Origin of the sequence: Actinomadura sp. 9N407, from assembly GCF_044326315.1 — a bacterium.
In the GTDB taxonomy this organism is placed as follows: Bacteria; Actinomycetota; Actinomycetes; order Streptosporangiales; family Streptosporangiaceae; genus Spirillospora.
In genome coordinates this window covers 24,612-50,702 of sequence record NZ_JBIRAW010000023.1, presented here as the reverse complement: position 1 = coordinate 50,702, position 26,091 = coordinate 24,612, and the positions used below count along the sequence as shown (strand labels likewise).

Genomic DNA, 26,091 nt, shown 5'->3' with positions numbered 1-26,091 from the left:
GCCGGTCGGCGAGGCCACCCGCTACCCGAGCCACCCTAGCGACTTATTGGCGCTATGCCAACAGCGTTCGGCAGCACCTACTGGCGGATTGCCAATAGCTATTGGCACAGCGCCAACGACGCTCTAGGGTGACCCCTGCGAAAGGGGTGAGGCCATGGTCACGTCGGGTGTGCCGGCCCGTGTCCACGGGCTGCTCGCCGAGGTCGGCGAGATGTTCGTGATCGCGCTCGAGGGGCTGCGCCGGACCTGGGACGTACGGACCTGGTTCTGGGAGTTCGTCGAGCAGTCCTGGTTCCTGGCCCGGGTGACGAGCCTGCCGGTGATCCTGGTGTCACTGCCGCTCGGCGCGACGGTGGCGCTCCAGGTCGGCCAGCTCGCCGGGCAGCTCGGCGCGCAGTCGGCGACCGGCGGCGCGGTCGTGGTGGGCCTGGTCCGGGAGGTGGCGCCGATCGCCGCCGCGCTGATCATCGCGGGCGCGGGCGGGTCGGCGATGACCGCCGACATGGGCGCCCGCCGGATCCGCGACGAGCTGTCGGCGATGGAGACGATGGCGGTCAACCCCGTGCACCGGCTGGTCACGCCGCGGCTGTGGGCGGCGAGCCTGGTGTCGACGCTGCTGGCCTCGCTGGTCATCGCCTCGGGGGCGGCCGGCGGGTTCGTGTTCAACGTGCTGCTGCAGGACGTCACGCCCGGCGCGTACTTCGACGGCGCGGTCTCGCTGCTGCAGACCTCCGACCTGCTGGTGACGCTGCTGAAGTCCTGGCTGTTCGGGATGATCGCCGCGATCGTCGCCTGCCATATGGGGATGACCTGCGCGAGCAGCCCGGTCGGCGTCGGCCGGGCGGTCAACCGGGCGATCGTGGTCGCCTTCATGCTGGTGTTCGCCCTCAACTACGTGATCACGACGGTGTACTTCGTCGCGTTCCCGCCCAAGATCTGATGGCCGGCCCGATTCCGGCGGCCGGGGCCGGGACCCGAGCGGTGGCGGCGGCGGGCACGGCCGTCCGGCGGACCGGCGACCTGGCGCAGTGGCCGGTGTTCATGCAGCGGGTGGTCGTGTACTCGGTACGCGACCTGATCCTGCGCCGCAAGTACGCCAAGACCGTCGCCCGGCACGTCAGCGACATCGTCGTCGGCGCCGGGGCCACCGTGGTCGGCGGCGGGATGATCTTCGTCATCTTCACGATGGCGTTCTTCGTGGGCACCGAGGTGGGGCTGCAGGGCTACACCGGGCTGCGCTCGATCGGCGCCGAGTCGTTCATGGGCCTGGTCGGCTCGTTCGCCAACGTCCGCGAGATCACCCCGGTGATCGCGGCGGTGGCGCTGGCGGCGCAGTGCGGCTCGGCGTTCACCGCCGAACTCGGCGCGATGCGGATCTCCGAGGAGATCGACGCGCTGGAGGTGATGGGCATCGGCTCGTTCGCCTACCTCGTGTGCACCCGCGTCGTGGCCGCGCTGATCGCGCTCGTCCCGCTGTACCTGATCGCGCTGTTCGCCAGCTTCTTCGCCACCCGGCTGATCAGTACCCAGTTCTTCGATCTGGCGCCGGGCGTCTACGACTACTACTTCCGGCTGTACCTGCCGACGATCGACCTGGTCTACAGCTCGATCAAGGTGGCCGTCTTCTCGTTCGCGGTGATCACCATCCACTGCTTCTACGGCTACTACGCCGGCGGCGGCCCGGCCGGGGTCGGCCGGGCGGCGGGCCGGGCGATCCGGCTGTCGATCATCACGATCGTCACCCTGAACCTGCTGCTGTCCTACGTCTTCTGGGGCAGCGGCGCGACCGTGAGGCTGACCGGATGAGCGCCGACGGATCGAACGCGGCCGGCCTGGACGACCGGAGGTACCCGCTGCGGCGCCGGCTGCTGATCAGCGTCGCCACGCTCGCCGTGACCGGGCTGGCGGTGTACGGGCTGGTCGCGCGGCCGTTCCAGGACGAGGGCACGATGCTCACCGCCGAGTTCGGGCGGGCCGGGCAGGGCCTCGGCTCCGGTGCCCCGGTCAAGATCCGCGGGGTGACGGTCGGCACGGTCGCGGACACCGAGCTGGCCGCGTCCGGACGGGCCCGGCTGAAGCTGCGGATCCGGCCGGGTACCCGCGTCCCCGACTCGGTGACCGCGGCGATCGAGCCCGCGTCCGCGTTCGGGCCCAAGTTCGTCAACCTCAAGCCCGGCGCGCACGAGCGGGGCGGCCCGTTCCTGGCCTCGGGCGCGTCCATCGCCCGTACCGCCGACCCGCGCGACCTGTCGGACCTGCTGGCCGACGCGGACGCCGGGCTCGGCGCCATCGACCCGGCCGAGGTGGCGACGATCGTGCACACGCTCGCCGAGGGACTGGACGGGCAGGGCGCGCGGCTGCGCGGCACCATCGACCAGTCCGGCGTCCTGCTGAACGTCGCGCACAAGCGGCGCGCCGAGGCCCGCCGCTTCCTCGCCGACAGCGCCCTGCTCAGCACCGCACTGTCGGGCTCGGGCGACGAGCTGATCGCGATCGGCGGCGACACCAACACGCTCATCTCCAGCACGGCGGCGGGCGGAACGGGGCGGCTCGGCGCGTTCGCCGACCAGCTCTCCACCATCTCCGCGCTGGTGTCGCACGGGCTCGACAAGCGCGGCGGGCAGCTCGGCGAGGCGTTCCGTTCCGGTGAACGGGCCGCCGCGGTCATCTACGGCCAGCTCGGGCTGCTCGGCAACGCCGTCCGTACCGGCAACACCCTCCTTCCCCTGTACGGGGAGCTGACCTCGGCGCGCGGGCCCGGCGGCAAGAACTACATCCGCTCGCAGGCGCTGCTGCCGTCCGATCCGTGCGAGCTGCTCGTCGGGCTGTGCGGCCCGTCCACCACGGGAGGCCGCTGATGGCGCACAGGCAACGGATGCGACGGCTGCGGCAGGCACCGCGCTGGAACGCGCGGGACCGGGCACGGGCCGGCATGGCACTCAGGCTGGGCGCGTTCGTGCTGGTCACCGGGGTACTGACGGCGTTCATCGGGGCCCAGATCGCGCGGCTGAGCGTGGCCGGAGGCTGGAGCCTCACGGCCACGTTCGACGACGCCAGCGGGCTCTCCGAAGGCGACCAGGTGAAGATCGCGGGCGCTCCGGTGGGCCGGGTGGACGAGCTCAAGGTCGTCGAGGGCCGCGCCCAGGTGAGGCTCACCGTGAACGAGTCGGTCTCGATCCCCGCCGACAGCGAGGCCGCCATCCGGTGGCGCGACGCGATGGGCCGCCGGGTCGTCTACCTGATCCCCGGTACGAGCCCGAGCCCGATCCGTCCCGGCGCGCACATCACCCGGACCCGGTCGGTCGTCGACGCCGGCGCGCTGATCGACCAGCTGGCGCCGCTGACGCAGAGCGTGAACCCCGCGCAGGTGAACGAGGTGCTCGGCTCGCTCGCGCAGGCCCTGGACGGCAACGCGGCCGAGATCGACCGGCTGATCGTCGGGGTCGACACGCTGTCGTCGACGATCGCGGCCCGGCGCGGCACGCTGCGCCAGATGCTCGCCGACTACGCCGCGATCACCGAGGTCATCGCCCGCCGCGACAAGCAGATCGGCCAGGCGATCGACAACATGGTCAGCCTGAGCGGCGCGTTCGCCGACAACCGCGCGCTGATCGACCAGGCGCTCGTCCAGCTGGCGGCGATGGCCAGGACGTCCGACCAGGTACTGGCGGGCAACAGCGAGCAGCTCGCGCGCGTCATCTCCCGGCTGTCCACGTTCACCGCCGGAGTCAGCCGCAACACCGGAACCGTCGCCGACATCATGACGTCGGCGAGTCCCAAGCTGCGGCACATCTTCGCCGCCGTCGACAACGGCCGCTTCGTCGAGTCGGCCGTCCCGTGCGTCAGCCTCGCCGCGCCGCCCTGCCCGTACCCGACCCGGCTGCCCGGCCCCCGCGAGTCCGCCGGCGCGATCACCTCGTCCGGGGACCTGGAGCGCCTCATCCTCGGAGGCCGGAAGTGAAGCCGATATCGCGAAGTCTCAGACCACGGCGGATGGGAACGCTGGGGTCGTTCCGGGACCGGAACAAGATCACCGTCGGCCTGGTGTCGTCGGGCACGCTGCTCGTCCTGGTGCTCACGGTCTACCTGGTCGGCACCCGCGGCCTGCTGCAGGACCGGTACACGGTCACCGGCGTGTTCACCGACACCGGCGGGCTGCGTTCCGGCGACGAGGTACGGGTGGCCGGCATCCGGGTCGGCGAGGTGACGGAGGTCGCTCCCGACTACGGCCGCGGCGAGGTCCTGGTCGCCTGGAAGGTCGACGCCGAGGTCGAACTGGGCCCCGCAACCCGCGCCGACATCAAGGTGGCGAACGTCCTCGGCGGCCGCTACCTGCGGCTGTCCGGTCCCGTCGGGGCCCCGCACCTGGACGGGCTGCCGCCGTCCAAGCGGCGCATCCCCAAGTCGCGGACCAAGGTGCCGGTGACGGTCAACGACGTCCTCAACACCTCCACCCGGACGATCGCCAAGCTCGACTCCCGCTCCCTCAACAAGATCGTCGCGGAGCTGGGCGGGGTGAACACGCAGGACCGGCACCGGCTGTCGCGCGCCCTGACCAACCTGACCGAGCTGGCCGAGACCGTGAACGCGAGTAATCCCGACATCAAGAAGCTGCTCGGCAACGGCGACCGCATCCTCGACCTGGCCCGGACGAAGGACCGCCAGCTCTCCCAGCTGCTCACCAACGTCGAGGCGATGCTGGCCGAGCTGCGGCACCGCCGGGCCGAGCTGTCGACGTTCCTCGGCAGCGGCGACCGGACCGTACGGAGCATGACGACGCTGATCGACAAGCACCAGGCGGACCTGGTCGCGACCATCGCCGACCTGCGCACCACGCTCGGCGGGCTGCGCCCGGTCACCGGCGACTTCAACAACCTGCTCGCCTGGGCCGGGCCGACGCTGAGCGGCCTGGCCGGTACGGGCGGGTACGGGCCCTGGCTCGAAGTCCTCGCCACCGGGCTCGGCCCGCTCTCGCCGCGCGACCTCGCCGAACTGGCCGAGATCGCGCCGAACGCCGGGCCCGGCAAGACGCGGACGACCTCAGGAGGACGGCCATGAGACGGCTCCTCGCCGCAGCGGCGGCGCTGGCGCTGACCGCCGGCACGGGCGGCTGCACGGTGGTGCAGGGCGGCGACACGTACCCGCTGACCGTCTACTTCGCCAAGACGCCGTCGCTGTACGAGCAGTCCCGGGTGAAGGTGCTCGGCGCCAACGCCGGAACGATCACCTCCATCGAGAGCGAGCGCGGCCGGGTCCGGGTCCGGCTGCTGCTCGACCGGGAAGTCCCCGTACCGCAGAACGTGCGGGCCACGATCGCCTCGGCCAACGCGCTCGGCGAGCGGTACGTGATGCTGCATCCCGCGTGGCTGCCCGGACAGCCCAAGGCCGCGCCGGACTCGGTCATCCCGCAGGAACGCACCGAACTGCCGGTCGAGATCGACGACGCGCTCGCCGCGTTCGCCCGGCTCAACGGGTCCATCGACCCGAAGCGGCTCGGGGACACCGTGGGACGCGGCGCCGACGCGCTCGACGGGCACGGCGACGACGTCAACCGCGCCTTGCAGGGCACCGCGACGCTCACCCACGACCTGGCCGCCCAGGACGAGCGGATCGTGTCGCTCGCCAAAGGGCTGCGCACGCTGGCCGCCGACCTCAACGCCCGGGACGAGAAGCTCAGCACGCTGCTCGGCTCGTTCTCCACCACCAGCCGCACGCTGGCCGAGGAACGGACCCGGCTGCGCGACTTCGTGGCCGGGCTGGCGAGCGCGATCCGCAAGAGCGAGGTGCTGATCACCCAGTACCAGGAGACGCTGCCGGCGGCGGTCACCGACCTGTCCAACATCGTGCTGACGCTCAAGGCCAACGCCGGTGCGCTCAACCAGACCATCGACGCGCTGGGCCGGTTCGCCGACGTCGCCGTCCAGGCCTGGGACCGCGATCGCAACGTCGCCGTGATCCGGCTCGTCGTGCACGGCACCGTACGCGCCTGGCTGCAGCCGCTGTTCACCGCGATGGGCTGGGGCACCGTCCCCTGCCTGCAAGGCGAGCCGAAGCTGGCCGACTGCACCCCGCCCCGCGACACCGGGCAGGTGCCCCGATGACAGCCGCCTCGATGACGCGGACTCCGATGGCAGGGACCCGGATGAGAAGGAGCGCCCCGATGAGGCGACCGGTCGTCGCCGTGGCGTGCGCGCTGGCGCTGACCGCCGGTACGGCGGGTGCGAGCGGCTGCTCGCTGCAGACCCTCGGTGCCCCGCGCGGCGACATGGTCCTGTCCGCGACGTTCGACGACGTGCAGAGCCTGGTCACCGGGCACAGTGTGCAGATCTCCGACATCCGGGTCGGCTCGGTCACCGGGATCCGGCTCAGCGGCTTCCGCGCCCGCGTCACGATGGCGCTCCAGAGCGACCGCCGCGTCCCGGCCGGGACCACCGCGACGATCGCCAAGACGTCGCTGCTCGGTGAGAACTACGTGCGCCTCGACCTGCCGCCCGGACGGACCGCCGGCACCGGCCCGTTCCTGGCCAGCGGCGCCTCGCTCGCGCAGACCTCCGTACAGCCGGACCTGGAGGAGATCAGCGCCAAGCTCGGGCCGCTGCTCGCCGCGCTCAGCGGCCAGGACCTCTCGACCATCACCGGCGAGACCGCGACCGCCGTACGCGGCAAGGGCCCCAAGCTCAACACGCTGATCAAGCGCGCCGCCGACGTCACCGACGCCTACGCCGCCGCGAGCACCGACCTGGTCCGCGCCCTGGACGGACTCGCCAAGCTCGGCGACTCGCTGGAGAAGGGCCGTGGCGAGATCGACAAGCTGCCCGGCAACGTGCTGCTGGCGACCGAACGGCTGAAGAACGAGCGCGCCGAGCTCAAGCGGGCCGTCCAGCAGCTGCTCAAGCTCGCCCGCTCGGTCAACACCAAGATCCACGGCCGCCATGCCGCCCGGCTGGGCACCCTGCTCGCCCGGGCGGACACCCTGCTCGCCGCCGCCGTGCGCGGCGGCCAGGACCTCAAGGCCGTCGCGGGATCCGTACTGACGTTCCTGCGCGGCCCGTCGGTCTCCTACAGCGGGCAGGCCCTGCTCTTCCTCTGGATCAAGGGCTTCCTGCCGTCGGCCTCGGACTCGCCGGGTCCGGCCAGTACGTCCGGTGCCGCCAAGATCCCGCTGGACGAGCTGATGGGGCCACGGCCATGAGACACCCGCGCATCGTCATCAACCTGACGTTCTTCGCCCTGCTCGGGGTCGCGCTCGCGATCTGGGCCGTACGGAGCATCATCAGCATCGACGCCCTGGACCGCCCGTTCCGGGTCACCGCCGAGTTCGCCGACTCCCCCGGCCTCAACAGCGACCTGGAGGTCACCCATCTGGGCGTACGGGTCGGCAAGGTCGGCGCGATCGAGCTGCGCACCGGGCATGTCGACGTGGGGCTCGACCTCGATCGCGGCGTACGGGTCCCGGCCGGCGTCGGCGCCCGGGTGCTGCGGAAGTCGGCGATCGGCGAGCCGTACATCGAGCTGACACCGCCCGCCCGGCCCGGCCCGGGCGTCCTGAGGCCCGGCGACCACATCCCGGTCGCCCGTACCGTCGGCACCACCAACTACCAGCAGCTGTTCACCGGGCTCGGCCAGACGCTCAAGGCCATCGACCCGCGCGACACCCGGACGCTCGTGCGCGAGCTGGCCGCGGGCCTGGAGGGACGCGGCACCTCCATCAACGACACGATCGCCGACGCCCACCAGCTCACCGGGACGCTGGCGGCCGACGCCGAGGTCCTGGACGCGCTGTCGGCCGAGCTGACCCGGCTGACCGCCACCCTCACCGGCCACCGGCACCAGCTGGTCTCCGGCGTGAACGATCTGGCCCTGCTCACCGCGGCCATGCGGCAGACCCGCCAGGACCTCGACTCCGTCCTGCGGTACGGCCCCGGCGCCCTCAAGAACGTGAACACCCTCCTGGACAAGGCCCGTCCCGGATTCGGCTGCCTGCTCACCGCCGCCGCCGTCCCGACGGCGCCGATCTTCAGCGGGCGGAACCAGGCGAAGATCCGCCACGTCCTCGAAATGGTGCCCACGCTGCAGGCCCTGGTCGCGGACGTCACCGCGACCGACGCCAGTGGCAAGTCCCTGCGGGTCATGCCCGTCCTGACGGTCGGGGGGCCGTACAAGGCGGCGGCCGAGTACAGCTCGCCGGTCCCCCAGCCGAAGGCACCGGCGCTCGCGCTCTGCCCGTCCACTCCCAAGACGGCGAAGGCCGCCAAGGCGGACAAGACCGACAAGACGACGACGCGGCAGCCCGCCGCCGAGCCGGCGCCCGAGAGCACCACTCCCATCCGGCCGGTCGGCTCCAGCAGCGAGGAGACCACCGACTCGGCGCGATGGCTTCCCCTGCTGCCCCCGGCCATCGGCGCCGCGGTCGTTCTCGCCGTCATCGCGAACTTCCTCCGCACGCTGCTACGCCGCCGCAATCGCTGACCCCAAGGAGGGCCGATGAGCACCGAGACCGAAGCCAAGCCGGACGAGATCGACGAAACAAAGGCCGAGCCCGAACCCGAAGACACCGAGAACAAGGAGATCAAGGAGCCCGAGAAGCACGAGCCTGAGAAGCACGGGCCCGAGAAGCACGGGGGCAAGACAAAGCGGGCGTTCTCCAAGGGGACGGCCCTCAAGGCGATCGGGGTACTCGCGCTGGCGGCCTCGGTGGCCACGGCCGGGTTGCAGTGGCGGGCGGCGGACGAGGCGGCGCAGCGCGAAGCCGACCGGAAGGCGGTGCAGGAGCGCGCCGGGCAGTTCGGGCAGGCGCTGCTGAGCTACGACCACACCAATCTCCAGGCCGCGCGCAACAAGGTGCTGTCACTGGCCTCGGACGACTTCGCCAAGACCTACGACGTCGCGTTCACGGGCGGCCTCGAAGGCGTCATCACCAAGCTCAAGGCCACCGCGACCGCCACCGTGCGCAGCGTCTATCTCAGCCAGGTCGACGGCGCGTCCGCCAAGGCGGTCGTGGTGATGGACTCCGAGGTCCGCAGCTCCGCCGGTACGCGCCGGGTCCTCGGCTCGTACCTCGACATGCGGCTCGCACGGCAGGGCGGCGGCTGGCGGATCACCGAGGTGACCTCGATCGGCGCCGTGAACGAGAGCATGACCGACCCGAAGGGCAAGCAGCAGGGCACCCCGCAGGGCAATCCCGCCTCACCCGGCGGCTGAGCGGCCCACCATCGGGGACAGGTACCGCAGGGCGAAGGCGCGCGCGCCTTCGTCGTCGAGCGGGATGTGCCCGGCCGGGGTCAGGAGCAGCGAATGCGTGAGCCGGATCAGGATCTCGGCGACGACCTCGGGGTCGAAGTCGCCCGCGTCGCCCTGGCGCTGCGCGGCGCGCAGCCGGCGGGCGAGGTAGCCCCGGGCGGCGGCCAGCAGCGGCCCGGCCCGCTCGGTGGCGTGCGGGAGCAGCAGTTCGGGCTCCAGCACCAGCAGGCGGTGGAACAGTCGCTGCTCGCGGCTGATCCGCAGCGTGGTCGCGAAGCCCTCGACGAGCCGTTCCTGCAGGGTGGCGTCCGCCGGGACGGACCGGTCCAGCTCGGCGAAGAAGCGCCGGGCCTCGCGCAGCAGGACCCCGGTGACCAGGTCGTTCTTCCCGGGAAAGCGCCGGTAGATGGTAGCGCGCCCGAGCCCGGAGGCGCGCGCGACGTCGTCCATGGTGGTACGGCGCAGCCCGAAGGTCTCGAACAGCTCCAGCGCGGCGTCCAGGATCCGGTCCACCTGGGGGCTCAGCGGTACGGTCGCGGCCGGGCCGGCGAGCAGCTCGCTCAGGACGAGGCCGTCCGCCTGGCCGGGCTCCCCGGGGCCGGTGTTCATAGGGCCGGTGTTCAGAGGGCCGGTCGCGCCAGGGCCGGGGTCGATGGGCTCGGTCATGATGGGGCCGACCCTAGCGCCCCCGCTCGGCACGGCGCATGGCCCCGGACGCGATCGGGGTGTAGCGCAGCCGGTCGATCATCACGCCGTCCGCCATCCGCATCGTCCGCGCGAAGTGCCGGAAGCGGCGCTCGTCGCCGGCCGTCCAGGGCAGCTCGAACCGTTCGCGCAGGACGGGCGGCAGGCTGCCCACGCCGAGCTTGCGCAGCATCACGGTGGACGGGACCGCGAGGCCCGTCCAGGCGAAGCCCGGCAGCGGCCATTTCGGCGGGGGCGGGAGTGGCTTGTGGTCGAGATCGATGAGCAGCCGGACGGTGTCGTTGAACTCCAGCCGTTCCCGTACGACCGTGCCGAAGTAGTCCCGGAACTCTTCGGGGCCTTCGGGGATGTGCCGCTTGGTGATGCCGAGGGCGAGGGCCAGCTGCGCCCACTCCTCGTACAGGACCCGCTCGCGGTGCGGCGGGATGGGGCGGCCGAACAGCCGCTGCGTCTGGATCATGCCGTGCAGGAGGGTGGCGTGCACCCAGAGATAGGCCTCGGGGTTGAGCGCGTGGTAGCGGCGGCCCTGGGCGTCGACGCCCTTGATGTCCTTGTGCAGCTCGCGGAGCCGGGCGGCCTCGTCCCGGCCGCGCTCCTCGCCCCGGTAGCCGAGGAAGTCGATCGTGGACTCGATCGTCCGGGTGAGGCGTCCCCAGCGGTCCTCCAGGAACGCGGAGTGGTCGCCCACGCCCGCGCCGACGACGGGGTGCGCCACCTGGAGCAGCAGGGTCGCGCGGCTGGTCAGCGCGCCGCGCCAGTCCCCCGCGTACCGCCAGATGAGCGAGTCGGGGCCCGGGATGGCGCCCGCCGTGCCCGTGGCGGCGGTACGGCCCGTGTCGAGGCCCGTGTCGAGTTCGGTCATGGATTCCTGCCTTCCCGCAACGTGAGACGAATACACGTATTTCGTATCACCATCTCACATCCGAGCAGGCCCGGCCTCTTCGCCCGCCCGAGTAGATTCTGAGGACGATGAGCACCCACACTCCCGCCCCGCGCCCGCGCCGGGTCCGCAAGGAGCCCGACGAGCGGCGCGACCAGATCCTGGCCTGCGCGCGCGCCCTGTTCAGCCGGCGCCCGTACGCGACCGTTTCCAACACCGAGATCGCCGCCGCCGCCGGAGTCAGCCGCGGCCTGCTCAACCACTACTTCGGGACCAAGCGCGACCTGTACCTGGCCGCCGTGGCCGAGATGATGAGCGTCCCGCCCCTGCCCGTCCCGGCCTCCCTCGCGGACGCCGGTGTCCGCGAACGGGTGACGCAGAGCATCAACGCCTGGCTCGAACTGCTCGAACGCAACCGGGAGACCTGGATCGCCGCCCTCGACATGAGCACCTCCGGCGGTGACGTCGAACTGGACCTGATCCTCGATGAGGCGCGCGACCGCGCGGTCCACCACATGACCGAGGTGGTCGGGCTGACCGCGCTGTCGCACGAGCACGGGGAGGTACGGTCGGCGTTCCGCGCCTACTCCGGATTCGCCGAGACGACCACGCGCGAATGGCTCAAGCAGGGACGGCTGACGCGTTCCCAGGTCCACCTGCTGCTGGAGGAGGTCCTGCTGAACCTGATCGAGGAGATCGTCCCGCGGCTCGTGGAGACGGCACAGGCTCGGCAGGGCTGACCTCCCCGGCACGCCCTGGGTCTTCAGGGCCCCATGGCCCTCGGAGTGAGGCCCTCAGAGCGAGGACAGCAGCGTGGCCGGGGTGATCGGCAGGTCGCGGATCCGGATCCCGGTGGCGTGGTGGACGGCGTTGGCGATGGCGGCCGCCGCCCCGACGATCCCGATCTCGCCGATGCCCTTGCCGCCCATGGGATTGAGGTGCGGATCGTCCTCCTCCAGCCAGACCGCCTCGATGTCGGCCACGTCCGCGCAGGCGGGCACGTGGTACTGGGCGAGGTCGTGGTTGAGGTAGTCGCCGAACTCCTCGTCCATCACGCTCTGCTCCATCAGCGCCATGCCGAGCCCCATGGTCATGCCGCCGATGAACTGCGAGCGCGCCGTCGTCGGGTTGATGATCCGGCCCGCCGCGAAGACCCCCAGCATCCGCGGTATCCGGATCTCGCCGGTGTCGGCGTCCACCTCCACCTCGGCGAACTGCGCCCCGAAGGCGTGCCGGGCGTACTTCTCCTGCGCTTTGACCTCCTCGGTCGTGTCGGCCGACACCTCGGTGCCCGCCGGAACGTCGTCGACGCCCGCGCAGGCCCGCGCCACGGCCGTACCCCAGCTGGCCGTGCCCGCGGAACCGCCCGCCACCGAGGCGCGCGGCAGATCGCTGTCGCCGATCTCCACCGTGACCTCTGACGGATCGACGCCCAGGGTCTCGGCGGCGATGATCGTCAGCGTGGTGCGGGCGCCGGTGCCGATGTCGGCGGCGGCGATCCGTACCGTGCAGTGCCCGTCGGGGTCGCGCCGCGCGGTGGCCTGGCCCGGCCGCCGGTACGCGGGGTACGTCGACGCGGCCACGCCCGTACCCCGGAACAGGCGCCCATGTGCGGCCATCGAACGTGGCGCCGGATCGCGCTCGGACCACCCGAACCGGGCGGCGCCCTCGCGCAGGCAGGCCACCAGGTTCCGGGAGCTGAACGGCAGCCCGCTCTCGGGCTCGGTGTCGGTGTCGTTCCTGATCCGCAGCTCGATCGGGTCGAGGCCGGCGGCGAAGGCCAGCTCGTCCATCGCGCATTCGAGCGCGTACATGCCCGGGGTCTCGCCCGGTGCCCGCATCCACGACGGCGTGGGCACGTCCAGGCGGTTCAGCCGGTGCGCGGTCCGCCGGTTGGGTGCTCCGTACATGACGCGGGTCGGCGTCGCGGTCTGCTCGGCGAACTCCTTGACGGTCGAGGTCTGCTCGACCACCTCGTGCATCACGGTGTCGAGCCGTCCCTCGGCATCGGCGCCGAGCCGGAGCCGCTGGATCGTCGGGGTGCGGTAACCAGTGGCGGAGAACATCTGCTGCCGCGTCACCGCGTACTTCACGGGACGGCCCACCACTCTGGCCGCCATCGCCGCGAGCACGACGTTCGGACGGGGCGTCCCCTTGGAGCCGAAGCCTCCGCCCACATGGGGCGCCAGCACGCGCACCAGGGACGGGTCCAAGTCGAAGATCTGGGCGAGCGTGTCCCGTACGGGAGACGCGCCCTGGTTGGAGTCGTACACGACCAGGCGGCCGTCCTCGTCCCACAGCGCCAGCGTGGTGTGCGGCTCCATGGCGTTGTTGTGCTGGGCCGGGGTCCGGTACGTGGCATCGACCTGCACGGCGCACCTGGAGATGGTGTTCTGCGGGTCCCCCTGCTCGGTATCGGTCGGGAACACAGGGTTCACCGTGTCCGGCTTGTAGAGCGTGGGGTGGTCGCGGCGTAGCCGTACGTCGTGCTCCTCAGGGGCGTACTCGATGCGGAGCAGGCGCGCCGCTTCCTGTGCCGTCTCCAGGGTCTCTCCCACTACGGCGGCCACCAGCTGACCGCGATAGGAGACCGTACGGGACTGGAACAGGGCCAGTTCCCCATCCTGGGCCGACGCCAGTGAGGGCGCGTTCTCGCAGGAGAGCACGGCGAGTACTCCGGGCATCTCCAGCACGGCCGCGTCGTCCACCGACCGGATCTCGCCCTTGCCGACCGCCGCCTGGACGGCGAACGCGTACACCACGTCCGCCACCGGGTACTCGAACGCGTAGCGGGCCAGCCCGGTGACCTTCTCCCGGCCCTCGATCCGCCGCAGCGCCGTCATGCCCGCTCCTCCCCGTCGCGTCCGGTCCCCGTGCTTCCCGCTCCGCCTCGTCCCGCCTCGGTCAGCTCCGTCAGCGTCCGTACGATCAGATTGCGGGCGAGCCGTACCTTGTAGGTGTTGTCCCGCAGCGGCTTGGCGGCCTCCAGTTCGGCCTCGGCCGCCCTGATGAAGGCCTCCTCGGTCGCGGGAGCACCACGCAGCCGGTCCTCGATCCGCCAGGCCCGCCACGGCTGGTGGGCGACACCGCCCAGCGCGATCCGGCTGTCCTGCACGGTGCCGTCGACCACGTCCAGGGCGGCCGCCAGCGAAACGAGGGCGAACGCGAACGAGGCCCGTTCCCGCACTTTCCTGTAGCGGGAGGGCATGGGGAGCGGACTCACCTCGACGCCCGTGATGAGTTCGCCTGGCTCAAGTGTGGTGTCGTGTTGCGGCTCGCTGCCCGGCAACCGGTAGAGGGGCTCGGGGCCACGTCCCACCAGCGGTACGACCCGTTGCCCCTCATGGGTGCGAATCCGTACCCGCGCATCGAGTGCCGCTAGGGCGACCGCCATGTCAGAGGGGTGCGTCGCCACGCACTCCTGCGAATAGCCGAGGATCGCCAAGTTGTGGTGGTCGCCCTTGATGGCCGGACAGCCCGTACCCGGCTGCCGCTTGTTGCAGGGCTTGCTGATGTCCTGGAAGTACGGGCACCGGGTGCGCTGGAGCAGGTTGCCCCCGACCGTCGCCATGTTGCGGATCTGCCCGGACGCCCCCGCCAGGACCGCTTGGGCGAGCATCGGGAACCGCTCCCGCACTGCACTATTGGCCGCCAGGTCGCTGTTCCGTACGGCCGCCCCAATGACGAGGCCACCATCGGGCTCCTCCTCTACGGCGTCGTACGGGAGCCGCGTGACGTCCACCAGCCGCCGTGGCTCGGCCACACCCAGCCGCATCAGATCGACCAGATTGGTGCCGCCGCCTAGGTAGAAGGCGTCACCGTCATGCAATGCCAGCGCATCCTGCGCGCTGTCCGCCCGCTCGTAGGCGAAGGGCCTCATGAGCGCACCCCCTCATGCCCGCGGGCGCCGGCCGCCTGCCGGATCGCCGCGACGATGTTCACGTACGCGCCGCAGCGGCACAGGTTGCCGCTCATCCGTTCGCGGATCTCGGCATCGCTCAGCTCCGGATCCGCCGTCAGGTCCTCGGTGACCGCGCTCGGTCTCCCCGCCGCGATCTCGTCGAGCATCCCGGTCGCCGAGCACAGCTGCCCCGGCGTGCAGTAGCCGCACTGGAACGCGTCGCACTCCAGGAACGCCTCCTGCACGGGCGCGAGCCCGCTCCCGCCGTCCGGGGACAGCCCCTCCACGGTCACGATGTCGGCGCCGTCATGCGCGACCGCGAGCGCCAGGCAGGCGTTCGCGCGCGACCCGTTCAGCAGGACCGTGCAGGCCCCGCACTGGCCGTGGTCGCACCCCTTCTTGGAGCCGGTCAGCCCGAGCCGTTCGCGCAGCATGTCCAGCAGCGACGTCCGCGTATCGACGGTGATCCGCTGCTCGCTCCCGTTCACGGTCACGGTGATCTCGGCGTGCACGGGCCGCGCCGCAGCCGAGCCGCCGGCACTCTCAGTGCCTTCAACACTCTCCAGGCCGGCCACGTCCACCGAGCCGTCAGCACTCTCCATGGTCGCGTCCCTACCCGAGATCGCCGGAGTGAGTCAGCCCCGTGGAAGCGGCCCGGGGAAGCGGCCCGAAATGCCCCGACTCAGTCCTTGGAGTCGGCGAGGATCTCGGCGACCTGGCGGGCCGTCTCGGTCGGCAGCGGCGCCGGAAGCCCGCGCCAGCGGCGGGCGGCGACCAGGGCGGCGCAGCCGGCGCCGCCGGAGTACGCGGCGGCCGCGACCAGCGCGGCGGCCTCGGGCGGCAGCTTCTTCTCCAGGAGCAGCACGTTGAGCCGGTACGTGGAGGCGGTGGCGAGCAGCCCGAGGGTACCGGCGAGGGCACCGAACCGGATCGCCGGGATCCGCCGCCGCGCCTTCCCCCACATCTCCCGCTGCGCCGCATCGACGACGGACCGCGCCAGCACCAGCTTCTGCTCCGTCGACTCGTCCATGACCGACCCTGCCATACGCGCCCTTTACCCCTAACAGAAGGACGGACACCTCACCGGGGGTCACTCCGAAACACACAAATTCATCAGTTCCCGGACATTGATGTGTGACTTGGGTTACAAGTGAGGGGGGAGATCTGTCGGGAGTGGCATGAGTCGCGACGCGGGGGCGGCCGCGGAGAGGCAGGGCACGGTGGAGGTTTCCGACCGATTGATCGACTTCCAGATTCCCGAGGGCGCGACCCCCGCGATGGCGAAGTCGCTGCGCAAGCACGTGCCCGGGATCGTGGCCGAGGCCGTCGCCGAGATCCAGCGCGAGGTACCGCAGTACGCGCGGCCGCACGACGCCCGCTACTCGGAGGTGCTGGCCCAGGCGGTCGAGTGGTCGATCTCACACTTCGTCGAGCTGATGGCCGATCCGGACACCTCCTCGACCGAGATCGTGGCGTTCTTCCGCGAGGTCGGGGTGGGCGAGGCGCGCGAGGGCCGCAGCCTGGAGTCGCTGCAGAGCGCCCTGCGCACCGGTGCCGGAGTGGCGGTACGGCGGCTCACCGAGGCCTCGGAACGGACCAGGCACCGCGTCACCGCCGGCATCATCGCCGAGGTCGCGCAGTCGGTGCTGACCTACATCAACCGCCTGGCCGACGTGGTCGCCGAAGGGCACAACGAGGTGTCGGCCCGCGCCGTGGGAGAGCGGCAGAACCGCCGCCGCAAGCTGCTCGACCTGCTCATCGGGGCACCCGCGCCCCGCCTCGCCAACCTGCGCGAGCCCGCGCGCGAGGCCGACTGGCGGCTGCCGCGCACCGTCGCCGCCCTGGCGCTGAAGGAGCGCCGCCCCGACGTCCGCCCGCCGACGTTCCCCGACGAGGTGCTGCCCGGCCTGCACCTGGACGAGCCGTGCCTGCTCGTCCCGGACCCGGCCGGACCCGGCCGCGGGCAGATGCTGCGCGCCGGGCTGCGCGACTGGGTGGGCGTGCTCGGGCCGACCGTCGAGATCACCGAGCTGGCCAAGTCGCTGCGCTGGGCCCGGCAGGCGCTCACGCTCGCCGCGTCCGGCATCATCGAGCACGACGGCTTCGTCCGCGCCGACGACCACATCCCGATCCTGGTGATGACCCAGGACCGGGACCTGCTGGAACGGGCCGCCGCGCAGCGCCTGGAGCCGCTGATGAAGCTGCGCCCCACCCAGCGCCACCGGCTCGCCGAGACCTTCCTGGCCTCCCTCGAATGCGGCTTCAACGCCACCCAGGTGTCGCTGCGCCTCCAGGTCCACGCCCAGACCATCCGTTACCGGGTCCGGCAGCTGGAGACCTTCTTCGGCGACGACATCTACGACCCGGGCCGGCGGCTGGAGTTCCACATGCTGCTGCACGCCTGGCTCGCGACCCGGCCGGCCGCCCCGGACCAGCCGAAGGGCCCGGTGAACGGCCGCAAACCGGTCCCCTCGTAGCCCGGCGAACGGCCGACCCCGGCCACCCGGACAGGAGAAAGCGGCGATTCCGGGCGGGGCAGGTCTAGACCATTTTGCGTTAGAGGGCCATTGATCCAGAAAATCGCCTTCTCAGGCCGAACGCCGGAGACCGTATCCCCGGGTGCCGGACCCATCTGTGCCGGGTCCATCCGTGCCGCACCCGCCGTTGCCGGACCATCCTTGAAGGAGGACTACGCCAACCGTGAACAACTCCCTGGCCAATCCCCGTCGCACCAAGCTCATGACCTGGCCCTCGCAGGGTTCCGAGAACCCGGACCAGGAGCAGTCGGCCACGACCGCCGACTCGGCCCCGTCCCCGGCCGACGAGCCGGGCACGGGACAGTAGGACCGAGGCCACCGGGACGCCCCCCTCGGCGCCCCACGTGGCCTCTCCCATCCCAGGACGCGTACGGGGCCTCTAGGGGACTCCGTTGCTCACCACGTCCACGGCGAGGCTTCTGACGACGGCCTCGTCGACCTCGACGCCCAGCCCGGGCGACTCGGGGACGTACGCCGTGCCGCCCTCCACCCGTACCGTCGAGATGGCATACGGCGACTCCACGAACTGGCGGCCGTTGAGGTCCACGGGCGTGTCGATGCCGTACGCGGCGAACAGGTGCAGCGACGCGGCCAGCCCGACGTCCGAGTCCGTGAGGCCGGAGCCCATGAGCTGGACGCCGCTGTCCTCGGCGAGCGCGCACAGCCGCCGCGAGAGGGTCAGGCCGCCGCTGCGCTGGACCTTGGCGATCGCGATATCGATCGCCTCCAGCCGGATGAACGTGGCCAGGTCGGACGGGTGCCGCAGGCTCTCGTCCAGCGCGACCGGGATCGGGCAGTCGTCCCGCAGCCGCCGCAGGCCGATCACGTCGTTCGCGGGCAGCGGCTGCTCGAACGCGGTGATCCCGAGTCCCTCCAGGCGCCGGGCCATGTGCAGGGCACCGTGCACCGTGTAGCCCTGGTTGGCGTCGACCCACAGCGGAGCCTCCGTGCCGGCATGCTCGCGGACGGCCTCGACCACGGCCGCGTCGGCGTCCTCGTCGTGCAGCCCGATCTTGACCTTGTACGCCCCGTACCCGAGCCCCCGCCCCTCGGCCACGCTGTCGCCCACCTCGGCGGGCGACTGCCCGGAGACGACCCAGGCCAGCTCGATCCGCTCGGTACGGCGGGCGCCCCACAGGATGCCGACCGGCACCCCCGCGGCCCGTCCGAGCAGGTCGTGCAGGGCCATGTCGACCGCGCTCTTGGCCAGCGGCGCCCCGATGCTGAAGCCGCGGTTGATCGCCCGCTCGAAGACCGCCGTGGCCCCGTCCACGTCCCAGGCGTGCCGTCCGATGATCGCGGGCGACAGGTAGCGGTCGATGGTGGTGACGATCGATTCGGCGGTCTCGTACGTCCAGGCGGGGATCGGCGTGGCCTCGCCCCAGCCGCTCACGCCGTCCGCGCTCACCCGTACCAGGATCCGCAGGCTCGGCCGGCCGGCCACCGCGACGGCTCCGCCGGCGACACCGAACGAGCGGCGGGTGGGCAGCGCGACGGCGAACGTCTCGACGCGGTCGATCTTCAGGTCATGCAAGCCCATCAGGGGTTTCGACTCCTCAACTGCGGCGTGCGACGGGGGTGGGCGAGGGGATCCTGTCATGGGCCCGGGGCGGGCCGGTGCTGGCGCGGACGATCACTTCTCCCGGCATCCGCTCCACCCGGCTCCGGTTCGAGGTCAGGTCGCGGACGGCCAGTTCCATCACCCGCTCGCCCATCAGGTCCAGCGGGAGGGCGACGGTGGTCAGGGGCGGGGTGAGATCGCGGACGATGGGGATGTCGTCGAAGCCCGCCAGGGAGACATCGGCCGGGACGTCCACGCCGTGGTCGCGGAAGGCGGCGAGCGCTCCTATGGCCATCACGTCGGTCACGGCGAAGACGCAGGTGGGGAGGGGGCCGCGGCGGATCAGCTCGGTGGCCGCCGCGTAGCCGCCGTCGCGGGTGAAGGCGGCCTCGACGACGCGATCCGGCGGCAGCGCGAGGCCGGCGGCGGTGACGGCGGCCGAGAAGCCGCCGAACCGGTCGGTGACGGTGGTCAGCTCGCGCGGGCCGGTGAGCACGGCGAAGTCGCGGTGGCCGAGGTCCAGCAGCGTCCGGGCCAGGGCCTCAGCGCCCTCGCGGTTCTGCGGCAGGACGGTGTCGACCTTGAGGCTGCGGTGCCGGCTGACCACCGCGACCCGGCCGCCGGCGCGCCGGTACGGCTCCAACACGTTGTCCATCGAGCGTTCCCAGTCGCGGTCCTCGAAGCCCGAGCCGATCAGCAGGATGGCGCGGGCCCGCTGGGCGCGCAGCATCGCGATGTACTCGATCTCGCGGGCCGGATCGCGGAACGTGCTGGCCAGCATGACCATCAGGTCCCGGTCGGCGGCGGCGCGCATCACGCCCCGGGCGACGCTGGCGAAGTACGGGTCGCTGACATCGTGGCAGATCACCCCGATGACCTTGCTGGACGAGCTGGCCAGCGCCTGCGCGTGCGCGTTCGGCGTGTACGCCAGCTCGCCGGCCGCGGCCAGCACCCGTTCCTTGAGGTCGGGCCTGACCTGCGCGGTGCCGTTCAGGACGCGGGACGCGGTCGCCAGCGAGACACCCGCGTGGCGGGCCACGTCCTGCAGCGTCATGTGCGGCCGATCGGCCTCGGTCATGCTGCCTCCTTGCCGAGGGACACCCCCGGGACCCATCCTGCCGCCCGCCCTGCCGACGGGGACGCCGTTTCGTTTTGGTAGGCCCCAACCCCTTGACCGCGAGGCCCGCCGTTCTTACGGTCGTACTCACAGTATCTGAGAAAGCGCTTTCAGAGAGCGCTTTCTGAACCCGACACTCAGCTGCCTCGCCGCCACCGCTCGGCGAACGCTCTCGGAGGTTCCATGGTGACCACGCCCGCGCCAACGGTCACGCCCGCGAAGGGGGTCGCCGAACGTGACGCGCCCGGGGCGGGTGAGCGGGTCCGCGACGCGCTCGAACGCTCCTGGCGGCCGGTCGCCCTGCTCTTCGCCTGCCTGGCCGCCTGGTGGGCGGTCACCGCGGCGGAGCTCGTCGAGCCCTACCTGGTGCCCTCGCCAGGGACGACCCTCGGCGTGCTGACCGGCAAGTCGTCCTACATCTGGCACCACACCTGGATCACCACGTACGAGACCCTGCTGGGCTTCATCATCGCGGTCGTCGTCGGCATCGCCGCCGCGGTGCTGATGGTGTACTCCACCACGGTGGAGCGCACGCTCTACCCGATCCTGCTGTTCGCCCAGGTCATCCCGAAGATCGCGATCGCTCCGCTGTTCGTGGTCTGGCTCGGCTTCGGGCTGGCGCCCAAGATCGTCGTCGCGGTGCTGATCGCGTTCTTCCCGGTGGTGATCTCCATGGTCACCGGGCTGAAGGCGGTCGATCCGGAGATGGTCGAGCTGTCGGCCACGATGGGCGCCGGGCCGATGCAGACGTTCACCAAGATCCGGTTCCCGGCCTCGCTGCCGTACCTGTTCTCGGGCCTCAAGGTGGCGGTGACGCTCGCGGTCACCGGCGCCGTCGTCGGCGAGTTCGTCGGCGCCAACGAGGGCCTCGGGTACGTGATCCTGCAGGCCAACGGGAACCTCGACACCCCGATGCTGTTCGCCGGGCTGCTGGTCATGTCGCTGATCGGCGTCGTGCTCTTCGTCCTGGTCGAACTCGCCGAGCACCTGCTGCTGCCCTGGCACGCCAGCCGCCGCGGCGAGCCCGTGACCACCTCTTTCTAAGCGGACCCCCACCCTACGGAGACCCCATGAAACTCCGCATGTTCGCCGCCGCCCTCGTCCCCGTGCTGGCCCTCGCCGCCTGCGGCGGCGGCTCCGACGAGACCACCAGCGCGTCCGGCGAGAAGCTCACGAAGGTGACGCTGACCCTCAACTGGTACCCGTACGGCGAGCACGCGCCGTTCTACTACGGCCAGCAGAAGAAGATCTACGAGAAGCACGGCATCGACCTGGAGATCAAGGCCGGGCAGGGCTCGCAGAAGACCGTCCAGGCCACCGGGGCGGGCCAGACCGACTTCGGCTGGGCCGACACGCCGGCGCTGCTGGCGGCCGTGGACAAGGGCATGCCGATCAAGAGCATCGGGGTGTTCCTGCAGACCACCCCGGCCTCGGTCCAGGCGTTCGACGCCACCGGCATCAAGAAGCCCGCCGACCTCAAGGGCAAGAAGATCGCCGGTACCGCCGGCGACGCGCTGTCGCGCACGTTCCCCGCGTTCCTGAAGAAGAACGGGATGAGCGAGTCCGACGTGCAGATCCAGAACACCGACCCGGCCGGCAAGATCGCCGCGGTGATCTCGGGCAAGGCCGACGGGCTGCTCGGCTACGCCAGCGACCAGGGTCCGATCATGCAGGACAAGGCCAAGAAGCCGGTCTCGGCGCTGCGCTTCTCGGAGTTCGGGCTGAACTTCTTCTCCAACGGGCTGATGGTCGGCGAGCGCAAGCTCAAGAGCGACGCCGGCCTGGTCAAGAAGATGGTCGCGGCCACCAGCGAGTCCTGGACGGCGGCGCAGGCGGACCAGGCCGGCGCGGTGGCGTCGATGGCCGGGGCGTCCGAGCAGCTCCCGCCGGTGCCGGTGATCACCGAGCAGTTCACGACCACGCTCACGCTGCTGAGCACCGCCGCGACCAAGGGCAAGGCGCCCGGCGTCAACACCGAGGCCGACTGGAAGGCGACGATCGACCTCTTCCACCAGACCGGTGTCATCTCCAAGGCCGACGCGCCCGCCACGTACTGGCAGGCCGACTCCGCACCCCAGGGCTGACGATGAGGATGATGAGCGAACCGGAGACCGCGGCCGACCCCGCGTCGCAGACCGCCGTCCGCATCGAGGACGTGGCCGTGCGCTTCCGTTCCCGCAAGCGCGACGTGACCGCGCTGCACGGGGTGTCGCTGGACGTCGCCATGGGCGAGTTCGTGTCCATCGTGGGCCCGTCCGGCTGCGGCAAGTCCACGCTGCTCAAGCTGGTCGCGGGCCTGCTGAAGCCCTCGTCCGGCACCGTACGGCTGCGCGGCGACGCGGTGGCGGGGCCGCGGAACGACATCGGGTACGTGTTCCAGCGCGCGGCCCTGCTGGAGTGGCGCAGCGCGCGCCGCAACATCCTGCTCCAGGCGGAGATGCGCAAGATGCCGTCCGCGCAGGCCGCCCGCCGCACGGCCGAGCTGATCGAGATGACCGGGCTGCAGGGGTTCGAGGACGCGCTGCCGCACGAGTTGTCGGGCGGCATGCAGCAGCGGGTGGCGCTGTGCCGCGCGCTGCTGCACGAGCCGCCCGTGCTGCTGATGGACGAGCCGTTCGGTGCCCTGGACGCCCTCACCCGCGAGCAGCTCAACATCGAGCTCAACCGGATCTGGCGGGAGACCGGCACCACCGTGCTGCTGGTCACCCACTCGATCGCGGAGGCGGCCTACCTGTCCAACCGGGTGGTCGTGATGAGCGACCGGCCTGGAACGGTCCGGGAGGTCATCGACGTCGACCTGCCGGCCGAGCGCGAGTACGCCACGACCGTCGAGCGTCCCGAGTTCTCCCGGGTGGCCTCCCATATCCGGGGACTGCTCGGGGCGGGCGCGGCGGCGGACTGACGCGCCACTTCCACACCACGGGCTCTCTACTACGGGCTCTCCCCACCACGGGGCCACCCGGGCTGCGGCCCTCGCACACATCGATGCCCTTCAGAGGGACTGAGGAAGGAACGGGATGGCACGCAGGTCCATCGGGATCGTCATGAACGGCGTCACCGGCCGCATGGGGTACCGGCAGCATCTCCTCCGCTCGATCCTGGCGATCCGGGACGAGGGCGGGCTCCCCCTGGCCGACGGCACCGTGCTGTGGCCCGAGCCGGTCCTGGTCGGCCGCAGCGAGGACAAGCTGCGCTCGCTGGCCGAGCGGCACGGGCTCACGGAGTGGACGACCGACCTGGCCGGCGCGCTGGCGCGCGACGACACCGAGATCTACTTCGACGCCCAGATCACCTCCGCGCGGGTCCCGGCGATCCGCGCGGCGATCGCGGCCGGCCTGCACGTCTACACCGAGAAGCCGCTGGCCGAGGATCTGGAGGAGGCGCTGGCCCTGGCCCGGCTCGCCGAAGAGGCCGGGATCCGGCACGGCGTCGTCCAGGACAAGCTGTTCCTGCCGGGGCTGCGCAAGCTGAAGCGGCTGGTCGACGGCGGTTTCTTCGGGCGGATCCTGTCGGTACGGGGCGAGTTCGGCTACTGGGTGTTCGAGGGCGACTGGCAGGAGGCGCAGCGCCCCAGCTGGAACTACCGGGCCGAGGACGGCGGCGGGATCATCCTCGACATGTTCGCCCACTGGCGGTACGTGCTGGACGCGATCGCGCCGGTCCGCTCCGTCCAGGCGCTCGGTGCCACGCACATCCCCGAGCGGGTGGACGAGAACGGCAAGCCCTACGAGGCCACCGCCGACGACGCCGCCTACGGCATCTTCGAGCTGGAGGGCGGGATCATCGCGCAGATCAACTCGTCCTGGACGACCCGGGTGTTCCGCGACGAGCTGGTCGAGTTCCAGGTGGACGGCACCGAGGGCAGCGCGGTCGCGGGACTGCGGCGCTGCCGCGTCCAGCACCGCTCGATGACGCCCAAGCCGGTCTGGAACCCCGATCTGCCCGCCACCGAGGACTTCCGCGGCCAGTGGCAGGAGATCCCCGACAACGAGCCGTTCGACAACGGCTTCAAGGTGCAGTGGGAGATGTTCCTGCGGCACATCTACGACGACGAGCCCTTCCTGTGGGACTTCTACGCGGGCGCGCGCGGCGTCCAGCTCGCCGAGCTGGGACTGCGCGCGTGGCGGGAGGGCCGCCGCTTCGACGTGCCGGAGCTGGGACGGTGAAGCTCGACCTCCCTTCCGCGAGCGGCCTCGTCCCGTTCACGCTGGGCGAGCCCCGCGCCTACCCGCGCCCTTCCGGCCCGGCTCGATCGCGGGTCGCGTACGCGGCGGCGCACGTCGTGCCCGACCCGTTCCGTGACGGCGAACTGGACTGGGACACGACGCTGGCCTTCCGCCACCACCTGTGGTCGTACGGGCTCGGCGTGGCCGAGGCCATGGACACCGCGCAGCGCGGTATGGGCCTGGACTGGAAGACGACCCAGGAACTGATCCTGCGCAGCGGTGCCGCCGCGCGCGCTAGCGGCGGCATGCTGGCGTGCGGTGCGGGCACCGACCAGCTCCCGCCGGGGCCTTCCTCCTTGGAACGCATCGTCGCCGCGTACGAGGAGCAGCTCGCGGTGGTCGCCGAGGCCGGAGCCGTTCCGATCCTGATGGCGAGCCGCCAGCTCGCCGCCACCGCCAAGGGTCCGGACGACTACGCCGAGGTCTACGGACGTCTCCTCGGACAGCCGGAACGGCCGGCGATCCTGCACTGGCTGGGCCCCATGTTCGACCCGGCTCTGGAGGGCTACTGGGGCTCGTCCGACCTGGACGCGGCGACCGGCACCGTCCTGTCCATCATCGACTCGCACGCATCGCAGGTGGACGGGATCAAGGTGTCCCTCCTGGACGCCGACCGCGAGATAGCCCTCCGCCGCCGCCTGCCCGCGTCCGTACGCCTCTATACAGGGGACGACTTCAACTACCCCGACCTGATCCGCGGCGATGAGCAGGGGCACAGCGACGCTCTGCTGGGTATCTTCGACCCGATCGCCCCGGCCGCCGCGACCGCGCTGCACGCATTGGACGCGAACGACCTCTCCGCCTACGAGCAAGCCTTCACGCCCACACTCGCTCTGGCCCGGCACATATTCGAGGCTCCCACCTACTACTACAAGACGGGCGTCGTCTTCCTCGCCTGGCTGTCCGGCCATCAGAACCACTTCCGCATGGTCGGTGGCCTGGAGAGCGCACGTTCGGTGCCCCATCTCGTCCGCCTCTTCCAGCTCGCCGACGGCCTCTACCCGGACCCGGAACTGGCGGCCTCCCGTATGCGCGCATGGCTGACCGTCCAGGGGGTCCCCCAGTGAACGCCGATCCGCGATTCAGCCTCAACCAGTGGACGACACGTCACTGGCCTATGCCCGACCTCCTTTCCGGGTGCGCGGCCAAGGGTGTACGTGGCGTGGGCCTCTGGCGGGAGCCCGTCGCCGAGTACGGCCTGGCCCGTACGGCCAAACTCGTAGGCGACAACGGCCTCACGGTCACGTCCCTATGCCGAGGCGGCTTCTTCCAACAGCCCGACGCGATCGCCGACAACAAGCGAGCCATCGAAGAGGCCGCCGCCCTGGGCGCCCCTGTCCTCGTCCTGGTCAGTGGAGGGCTCCCGGACGGCTCCCGCGACATCGACGGCGCCCGTACCCGGGTGGCCGACGCCCTGGCCGAACTGGCGCCGTTCGCAGGGCAGCACAACGTTCAGCTGGCGATCGAGCCGCTGCACCCCATGTACTGCTCGGACCGCTGTGTCGTCTCCACCCTCGCCCAAGCACTCGACCTCGCCTCGCCCCACTCCCCCGACGAGGTCGGCGTCGTCATCGACACGTACCACCTGTGGTGGGACCCCACCGCCTACGACGGCATCGCCCGCGCGGGCCGCGAGGACCGCATCGCCGCCTTCCAGGTGGCCGACTGGACCACCCCGCTCCCGGAAGGCGTCCTGACCGGACGCGGCATGCTCGGCGACGGCTGCGTGGAGCTGCGCCGCTTCCGCCAAGCCGTCGAGGCCACCGGCTACACGGGCCCCATCGAAGTGGAGATCTTCAACGAGGAGCTGTGGGCGATGCCCGGCGCCGACGCCCTCTCCCTCACCTTGTCCCGCTTCGCGGAGCACGTGGTGTGACAGGGGCCAAGGAGCAGGGACGGACTTGGCGGAATTCGGCCGGCGCAT

At 71.5% G+C, this 26,091-nt stretch carries 26 protein-coding genes; 18 read left to right on the top strand and 8 right to left on the bottom strand.

Annotated features, from left to right (window positions below):
* The first annotated feature begins 154 nt into the window (after positions 1-154).
* From ACH34Q_RS30540 to ACH34Q_RS30500, 9 genes are read left to right on the top strand one after another with little or no spacing between them, the layout of a single operon-like run.
* Positions 155-940, top strand: coding sequence for an MlaE family ABC transporter permease (locus ACH34Q_RS30540; protein WP_395986555.1), 786 nt, complete (start codon positions 155-157; stop codon positions 938-940).
* On the top strand, positions 940-1,806 hold the full coding sequence (locus tag ACH34Q_RS30535) for an ABC transporter permease (RefSeq protein ID WP_395986554.1): 867 nt from the start codon (positions 940-942) through the stop codon (positions 1,804-1,806). The genes ACH34Q_RS30540 and ACH34Q_RS30535 overlap by 1 nt, the downstream gene beginning before the upstream one ends.
* Positions 1,803-2,858 carry an MlaD family protein gene (locus ACH34Q_RS30530; RefSeq protein WP_395986553.1) on the top strand — a complete coding sequence of 352 codons (1,056 nt, stop codon included), beginning with the start codon at positions 1,803-1,805 and terminating at the stop codon, positions 2,856-2,858. Before ACH34Q_RS30535 ends, ACH34Q_RS30530 begins: the two co-directional genes overlap by 4 nt.
* Positions 2,858-3,961 (top strand): MCE family protein, encoded by a 1,104-nt coding sequence (locus ACH34Q_RS30525; RefSeq protein WP_395986552.1) that lies wholly within the window; start codon positions 2,858-2,860, stop codon positions 3,959-3,961. Before ACH34Q_RS30530 ends, ACH34Q_RS30525 begins: the two co-directional genes overlap by 1 nt.
* 32 nt (positions 3,962-3,993) lie before the next feature.
* Positions 3,994-5,058, top strand: a complete 1,065-nt coding sequence (locus ACH34Q_RS30520) for an MCE family protein (RefSeq protein ID WP_395986551.1) — start codon at positions 3,994-3,996, stop codon at positions 5,056-5,058.
* Complete coding sequence (locus ACH34Q_RS30515) at positions 5,055-6,101, top strand: MCE family protein (RefSeq protein WP_395986550.1); 1,047 nt, start codon at positions 5,055-5,057, stop codon at positions 6,099-6,101. Before ACH34Q_RS30520 ends, ACH34Q_RS30515 begins: the two co-directional genes overlap by 4 nt.
* Positions 6,102-6,160: 59 nt before the next feature.
* Positions 6,161-7,192 (top strand): MCE family protein, encoded by a 1,032-nt coding sequence (locus tag ACH34Q_RS30510; RefSeq protein WP_395986549.1) that lies wholly within the window; start codon positions 6,161-6,163, stop codon positions 7,190-7,192.
* Entirely contained in the window at positions 7,189-8,469 is a 1,281-nt protein-coding gene (locus ACH34Q_RS30505) for an MCE family protein (protein WP_395986548.1), read from the top strand. Before ACH34Q_RS30510 ends, ACH34Q_RS30505 begins: the two co-directional genes overlap by 4 nt.
* A gap of 15 nt (positions 8,470-8,484) precedes the next feature.
* Entirely contained in the window at positions 8,485-9,201 is a 717-nt protein-coding gene (locus tag ACH34Q_RS30500) for a hypothetical protein (RefSeq protein ID WP_395986547.1), read from the top strand.
* Here ACH34Q_RS30500 and ACH34Q_RS30495 read toward each other — a convergent pair.
* A complete protein-coding gene (locus ACH34Q_RS30495; RefSeq protein ID WP_395986546.1) occupies positions 9,187-9,906 on the bottom strand; it encodes a TetR/AcrR family transcriptional regulator in 720 nt (239 codons plus the stop codon). The two genes, ACH34Q_RS30500 and ACH34Q_RS30495, sit on opposite strands and share 15 nt — an antisense overlap.
* Before the next feature lie 13 nt (positions 9,907-9,919).
* Positions 9,920-10,807, bottom strand: a complete 888-nt coding sequence (locus ACH34Q_RS30490) for an oxygenase MpaB family protein (protein WP_395986545.1) — start codon at positions 10,805-10,807, stop codon at positions 9,920-9,922.
* A gap of 107 nt (positions 10,808-10,914) precedes the next feature.
* On the opposite strand from ACH34Q_RS30490, the gene ACH34Q_RS30485 reads away from it, so the two are divergent.
* Positions 10,915-11,565: a TetR/AcrR family transcriptional regulator gene (locus tag ACH34Q_RS30485; protein WP_395986544.1), complete on the top strand. Its 651-nt coding sequence runs from the start codon at positions 10,915-10,917 to the stop codon at positions 11,563-11,565.
* 54 nt (positions 11,566-11,619) lie between these two features.
* Here ACH34Q_RS30485 and ACH34Q_RS30480 read toward each other — a convergent pair whose 3' ends face one another.
* The 4 genes from ACH34Q_RS30480 to ACH34Q_RS30465 form a co-directional block, all read right to left on the bottom strand.
* Positions 11,620-13,668 carry a xanthine dehydrogenase family protein molybdopterin-binding subunit gene (locus ACH34Q_RS30480; protein WP_395986543.1) on the bottom strand — a complete coding sequence of 683 codons (2,049 nt, stop codon included), beginning with the start codon at positions 13,666-13,668 and terminating at the stop codon, positions 11,620-11,622.
* A complete protein-coding gene (locus tag ACH34Q_RS30475) occupies positions 13,665-14,705 on the bottom strand; it encodes an FAD binding domain-containing protein (RefSeq protein WP_395986542.1) in 1,041 nt (346 codons plus the stop codon). Before ACH34Q_RS30475 ends, ACH34Q_RS30480 begins: the two co-directional genes overlap by 4 nt.
* A complete protein-coding gene (locus tag ACH34Q_RS30470) occupies positions 14,702-15,238 on the bottom strand; it encodes a 2Fe-2S iron-sulfur cluster-binding protein (RefSeq protein WP_395986659.1) in 537 nt (178 codons plus the stop codon). The genes ACH34Q_RS30475 and ACH34Q_RS30470 overlap by 4 nt, the downstream gene beginning before the upstream one ends.
* A gap of 170 nt (positions 15,239-15,408) precedes the next feature.
* Entirely contained in the window at positions 15,409-15,756 is a 348-nt protein-coding gene (locus ACH34Q_RS30465; RefSeq protein WP_395986541.1) for a phage holin family protein, read from the bottom strand.
* 148 nt (positions 15,757-15,904) lie between these two features.
* Between ACH34Q_RS30465 and ACH34Q_RS30460 the strand changes: the two genes are divergently transcribed.
* Together ACH34Q_RS30460 and ACH34Q_RS30455 are read left to right on the top strand one after the other, a co-directional pair.
* Positions 15,905-17,203, top strand: coding sequence for a helix-turn-helix domain-containing protein (locus tag ACH34Q_RS30460; RefSeq protein WP_395986540.1), 1,299 nt, complete (start codon positions 15,905-15,907; stop codon positions 17,201-17,203).
* A gap of 223 nt (positions 17,204-17,426) precedes the next feature.
* Complete coding sequence (locus tag ACH34Q_RS30455; protein WP_395986539.1) at positions 17,427-17,570, top strand: hypothetical protein; 144 nt, start codon at positions 17,427-17,429, stop codon at positions 17,568-17,570.
* A gap of 72 nt (positions 17,571-17,642) precedes the next feature.
* On the opposite strand, the gene ACH34Q_RS30450 is transcribed toward ACH34Q_RS30455, so the two are convergent.
* On the bottom strand, positions 17,643-18,803 hold the full coding sequence (locus ACH34Q_RS30450) for a mandelate racemase/muconate lactonizing enzyme family protein (protein ID WP_395986538.1): 1,161 nt from the start codon (positions 18,801-18,803) through the stop codon (positions 17,643-17,645).
* Between the two features lie 16 nt (positions 18,804-18,819).
* Positions 18,820-19,902, bottom strand: coding sequence for a LacI family DNA-binding transcriptional regulator (locus ACH34Q_RS30445; protein WP_395986537.1), 1,083 nt, complete (start codon positions 19,900-19,902; stop codon positions 18,820-18,822).
* Between the two features lie 222 nt (positions 19,903-20,124).
* On the opposite strand from ACH34Q_RS30445, the gene ACH34Q_RS30440 reads away from it, so the two are divergent.
* The 6 genes from ACH34Q_RS30440 (at position 20,125) to ACH34Q_RS30415 (ending at position 26,043) form a co-directional block, all read left to right on the top strand.
* Positions 20,125-20,985 carry an ABC transporter permease gene (locus ACH34Q_RS30440; protein ID WP_395986536.1) on the top strand — a complete coding sequence of 287 codons (861 nt, stop codon included), beginning with the start codon at positions 20,125-20,127 and terminating at the stop codon, positions 20,983-20,985.
* A gap of 26 nt (positions 20,986-21,011) precedes the next feature.
* Positions 21,012-22,025, top strand: coding sequence for an ABC transporter substrate-binding protein (locus tag ACH34Q_RS30435; protein ID WP_395986535.1), 1,014 nt, complete (start codon positions 21,012-21,014; stop codon positions 22,023-22,025).
* An 11-nt stretch (positions 22,026-22,036) separates the two neighbouring features.
* Positions 22,037-22,843: an ABC transporter ATP-binding protein gene (locus ACH34Q_RS30430; RefSeq protein WP_395986534.1), complete on the top strand. Its 807-nt coding sequence runs from the start codon at positions 22,037-22,039 to the stop codon at positions 22,841-22,843.
* 115 nt (positions 22,844-22,958) lie between these two features.
* A complete protein-coding gene (locus ACH34Q_RS30425; protein WP_395986533.1) occupies positions 22,959-24,107 on the top strand; it encodes a Gfo/Idh/MocA family protein in 1,149 nt (382 codons plus the stop codon).
* The gene (locus tag ACH34Q_RS30420) at positions 24,104-25,234 is read left to right on the top strand and encodes a dihydrodipicolinate synthase family protein (protein WP_395986532.1); all 1,131 of its coding nucleotides are present in this window, start codon (positions 24,104-24,106) and stop codon (positions 25,232-25,234) included. Before ACH34Q_RS30425 ends, ACH34Q_RS30420 begins: the two co-directional genes overlap by 4 nt.
* Positions 25,204-26,043, top strand: a complete 840-nt coding sequence (locus tag ACH34Q_RS30415; protein WP_395986531.1) for a sugar phosphate isomerase/epimerase family protein — start codon at positions 25,204-25,206, stop codon at positions 26,041-26,043. Before ACH34Q_RS30420 ends, ACH34Q_RS30415 begins: the two co-directional genes overlap by 31 nt.
* Positions 26,044-26,091: the final 48 nt, after the last annotated feature.

Coding starts and splice junctions, on each gene's coding strand:
- ACH34Q_RS30485 (WP_395986544.1), top strand. CDS start 10,915: ATGAGCACCCACACTCCCGCCCCGCGCCCGCGCCGGGTCCGCAAGGAG.
- ACH34Q_RS30530 (WP_395986553.1), top strand. CDS start 1,803: ATGAGCGCCGACGGATCGAACGCGGCCGGCCTGGACGACCGGAGGTAC.
- ACH34Q_RS30525 (WP_395986552.1), top strand. CDS start 2,858: ATGGCGCACAGGCAACGGATGCGACGGCTGCGGCAGGCACCGCGCTGG.
- ACH34Q_RS30515 (WP_395986550.1), top strand. CDS start 5,055: ATGAGACGGCTCCTCGCCGCAGCGGCGGCGCTGGCGCTGACCGCCGGC.
- ACH34Q_RS30510 (WP_395986549.1), top strand. CDS start 6,161: ATGAGGCGACCGGTCGTCGCCGTGGCGTGCGCGCTGGCGCTGACCGCC.
- ACH34Q_RS30540 (WP_395986555.1), top strand. CDS start 155: ATGGTCACGTCGGGTGTGCCGGCCCGTGTCCACGGGCTGCTCGCCGAG.
- ACH34Q_RS30535 (WP_395986554.1), top strand. CDS start 940: ATGGCCGGCCCGATTCCGGCGGCCGGGGCCGGGACCCGAGCGGTGGCG.
- ACH34Q_RS30450 (WP_395986538.1), bottom strand. CDS start 18,803: ATGGGCTTGCATGACCTGAAGATCGACCGCGTCGAGACGTTCGCCGTC.
- ACH34Q_RS30465 (WP_395986541.1), bottom strand. CDS start 15,756: ATGGACGAGTCGACGGAGCAGAAGCTGGTGCTGGCGCGGTCCGTCGTC.
- ACH34Q_RS30500 (WP_395986547.1), top strand. CDS start 8,485: ATGAGCACCGAGACCGAAGCCAAGCCGGACGAGATCGACGAAACAAAG.
- ACH34Q_RS30490 (WP_395986545.1), bottom strand. CDS start 10,807: ATGACCGAACTCGACACGGGCCTCGACACGGGCCGTACCGCCGCCACG.
- ACH34Q_RS30495 (WP_395986546.1), bottom strand. CDS start 9,906: ATGACCGAGCCCATCGACCCCGGCCCTGGCGCGACCGGCCCTCTGAAC.
- ACH34Q_RS30415 (WP_395986531.1), top strand. CDS start 25,204: ATGGCTGACCGTCCAGGGGGTCCCCCAGTGAACGCCGATCCGCGATTC.
- ACH34Q_RS30480 (WP_395986543.1), bottom strand. CDS start 13,668: ATGACGGCGCTGCGGCGGATCGAGGGCCGGGAGAAGGTCACCGGGCTG.
- ACH34Q_RS30440 (WP_395986536.1), top strand. CDS start 20,125: ATGGTGACCACGCCCGCGCCAACGGTCACGCCCGCGAAGGGGGTCGCC.
- ACH34Q_RS30430 (WP_395986534.1), top strand. CDS start 22,037: ATGAGCGAACCGGAGACCGCGGCCGACCCCGCGTCGCAGACCGCCGTC.
- ACH34Q_RS30520 (WP_395986551.1), top strand. CDS start 3,994: ATGGGAACGCTGGGGTCGTTCCGGGACCGGAACAAGATCACCGTCGGC.
- ACH34Q_RS30445 (WP_395986537.1), bottom strand. CDS start 19,902: ATGACCGAGGCCGATCGGCCGCACATGACGCTGCAGGACGTGGCCCGC.
- ACH34Q_RS30475 (WP_395986542.1), bottom strand. CDS start 14,705: ATGAGGCCCTTCGCCTACGAGCGGGCGGACAGCGCGCAGGATGCGCTG.
- ACH34Q_RS30460 (WP_395986540.1), top strand. CDS start 15,905: ATGAGTCGCGACGCGGGGGCGGCCGCGGAGAGGCAGGGCACGGTGGAG.
- ACH34Q_RS30425 (WP_395986533.1), top strand. CDS start 22,959: ATGGCACGCAGGTCCATCGGGATCGTCATGAACGGCGTCACCGGCCGC.
- ACH34Q_RS30505 (WP_395986548.1), top strand. CDS start 7,189: ATGAGACACCCGCGCATCGTCATCAACCTGACGTTCTTCGCCCTGCTC.
- ACH34Q_RS30435 (WP_395986535.1), top strand. CDS start 21,012: ATGAAACTCCGCATGTTCGCCGCCGCCCTCGTCCCCGTGCTGGCCCTC.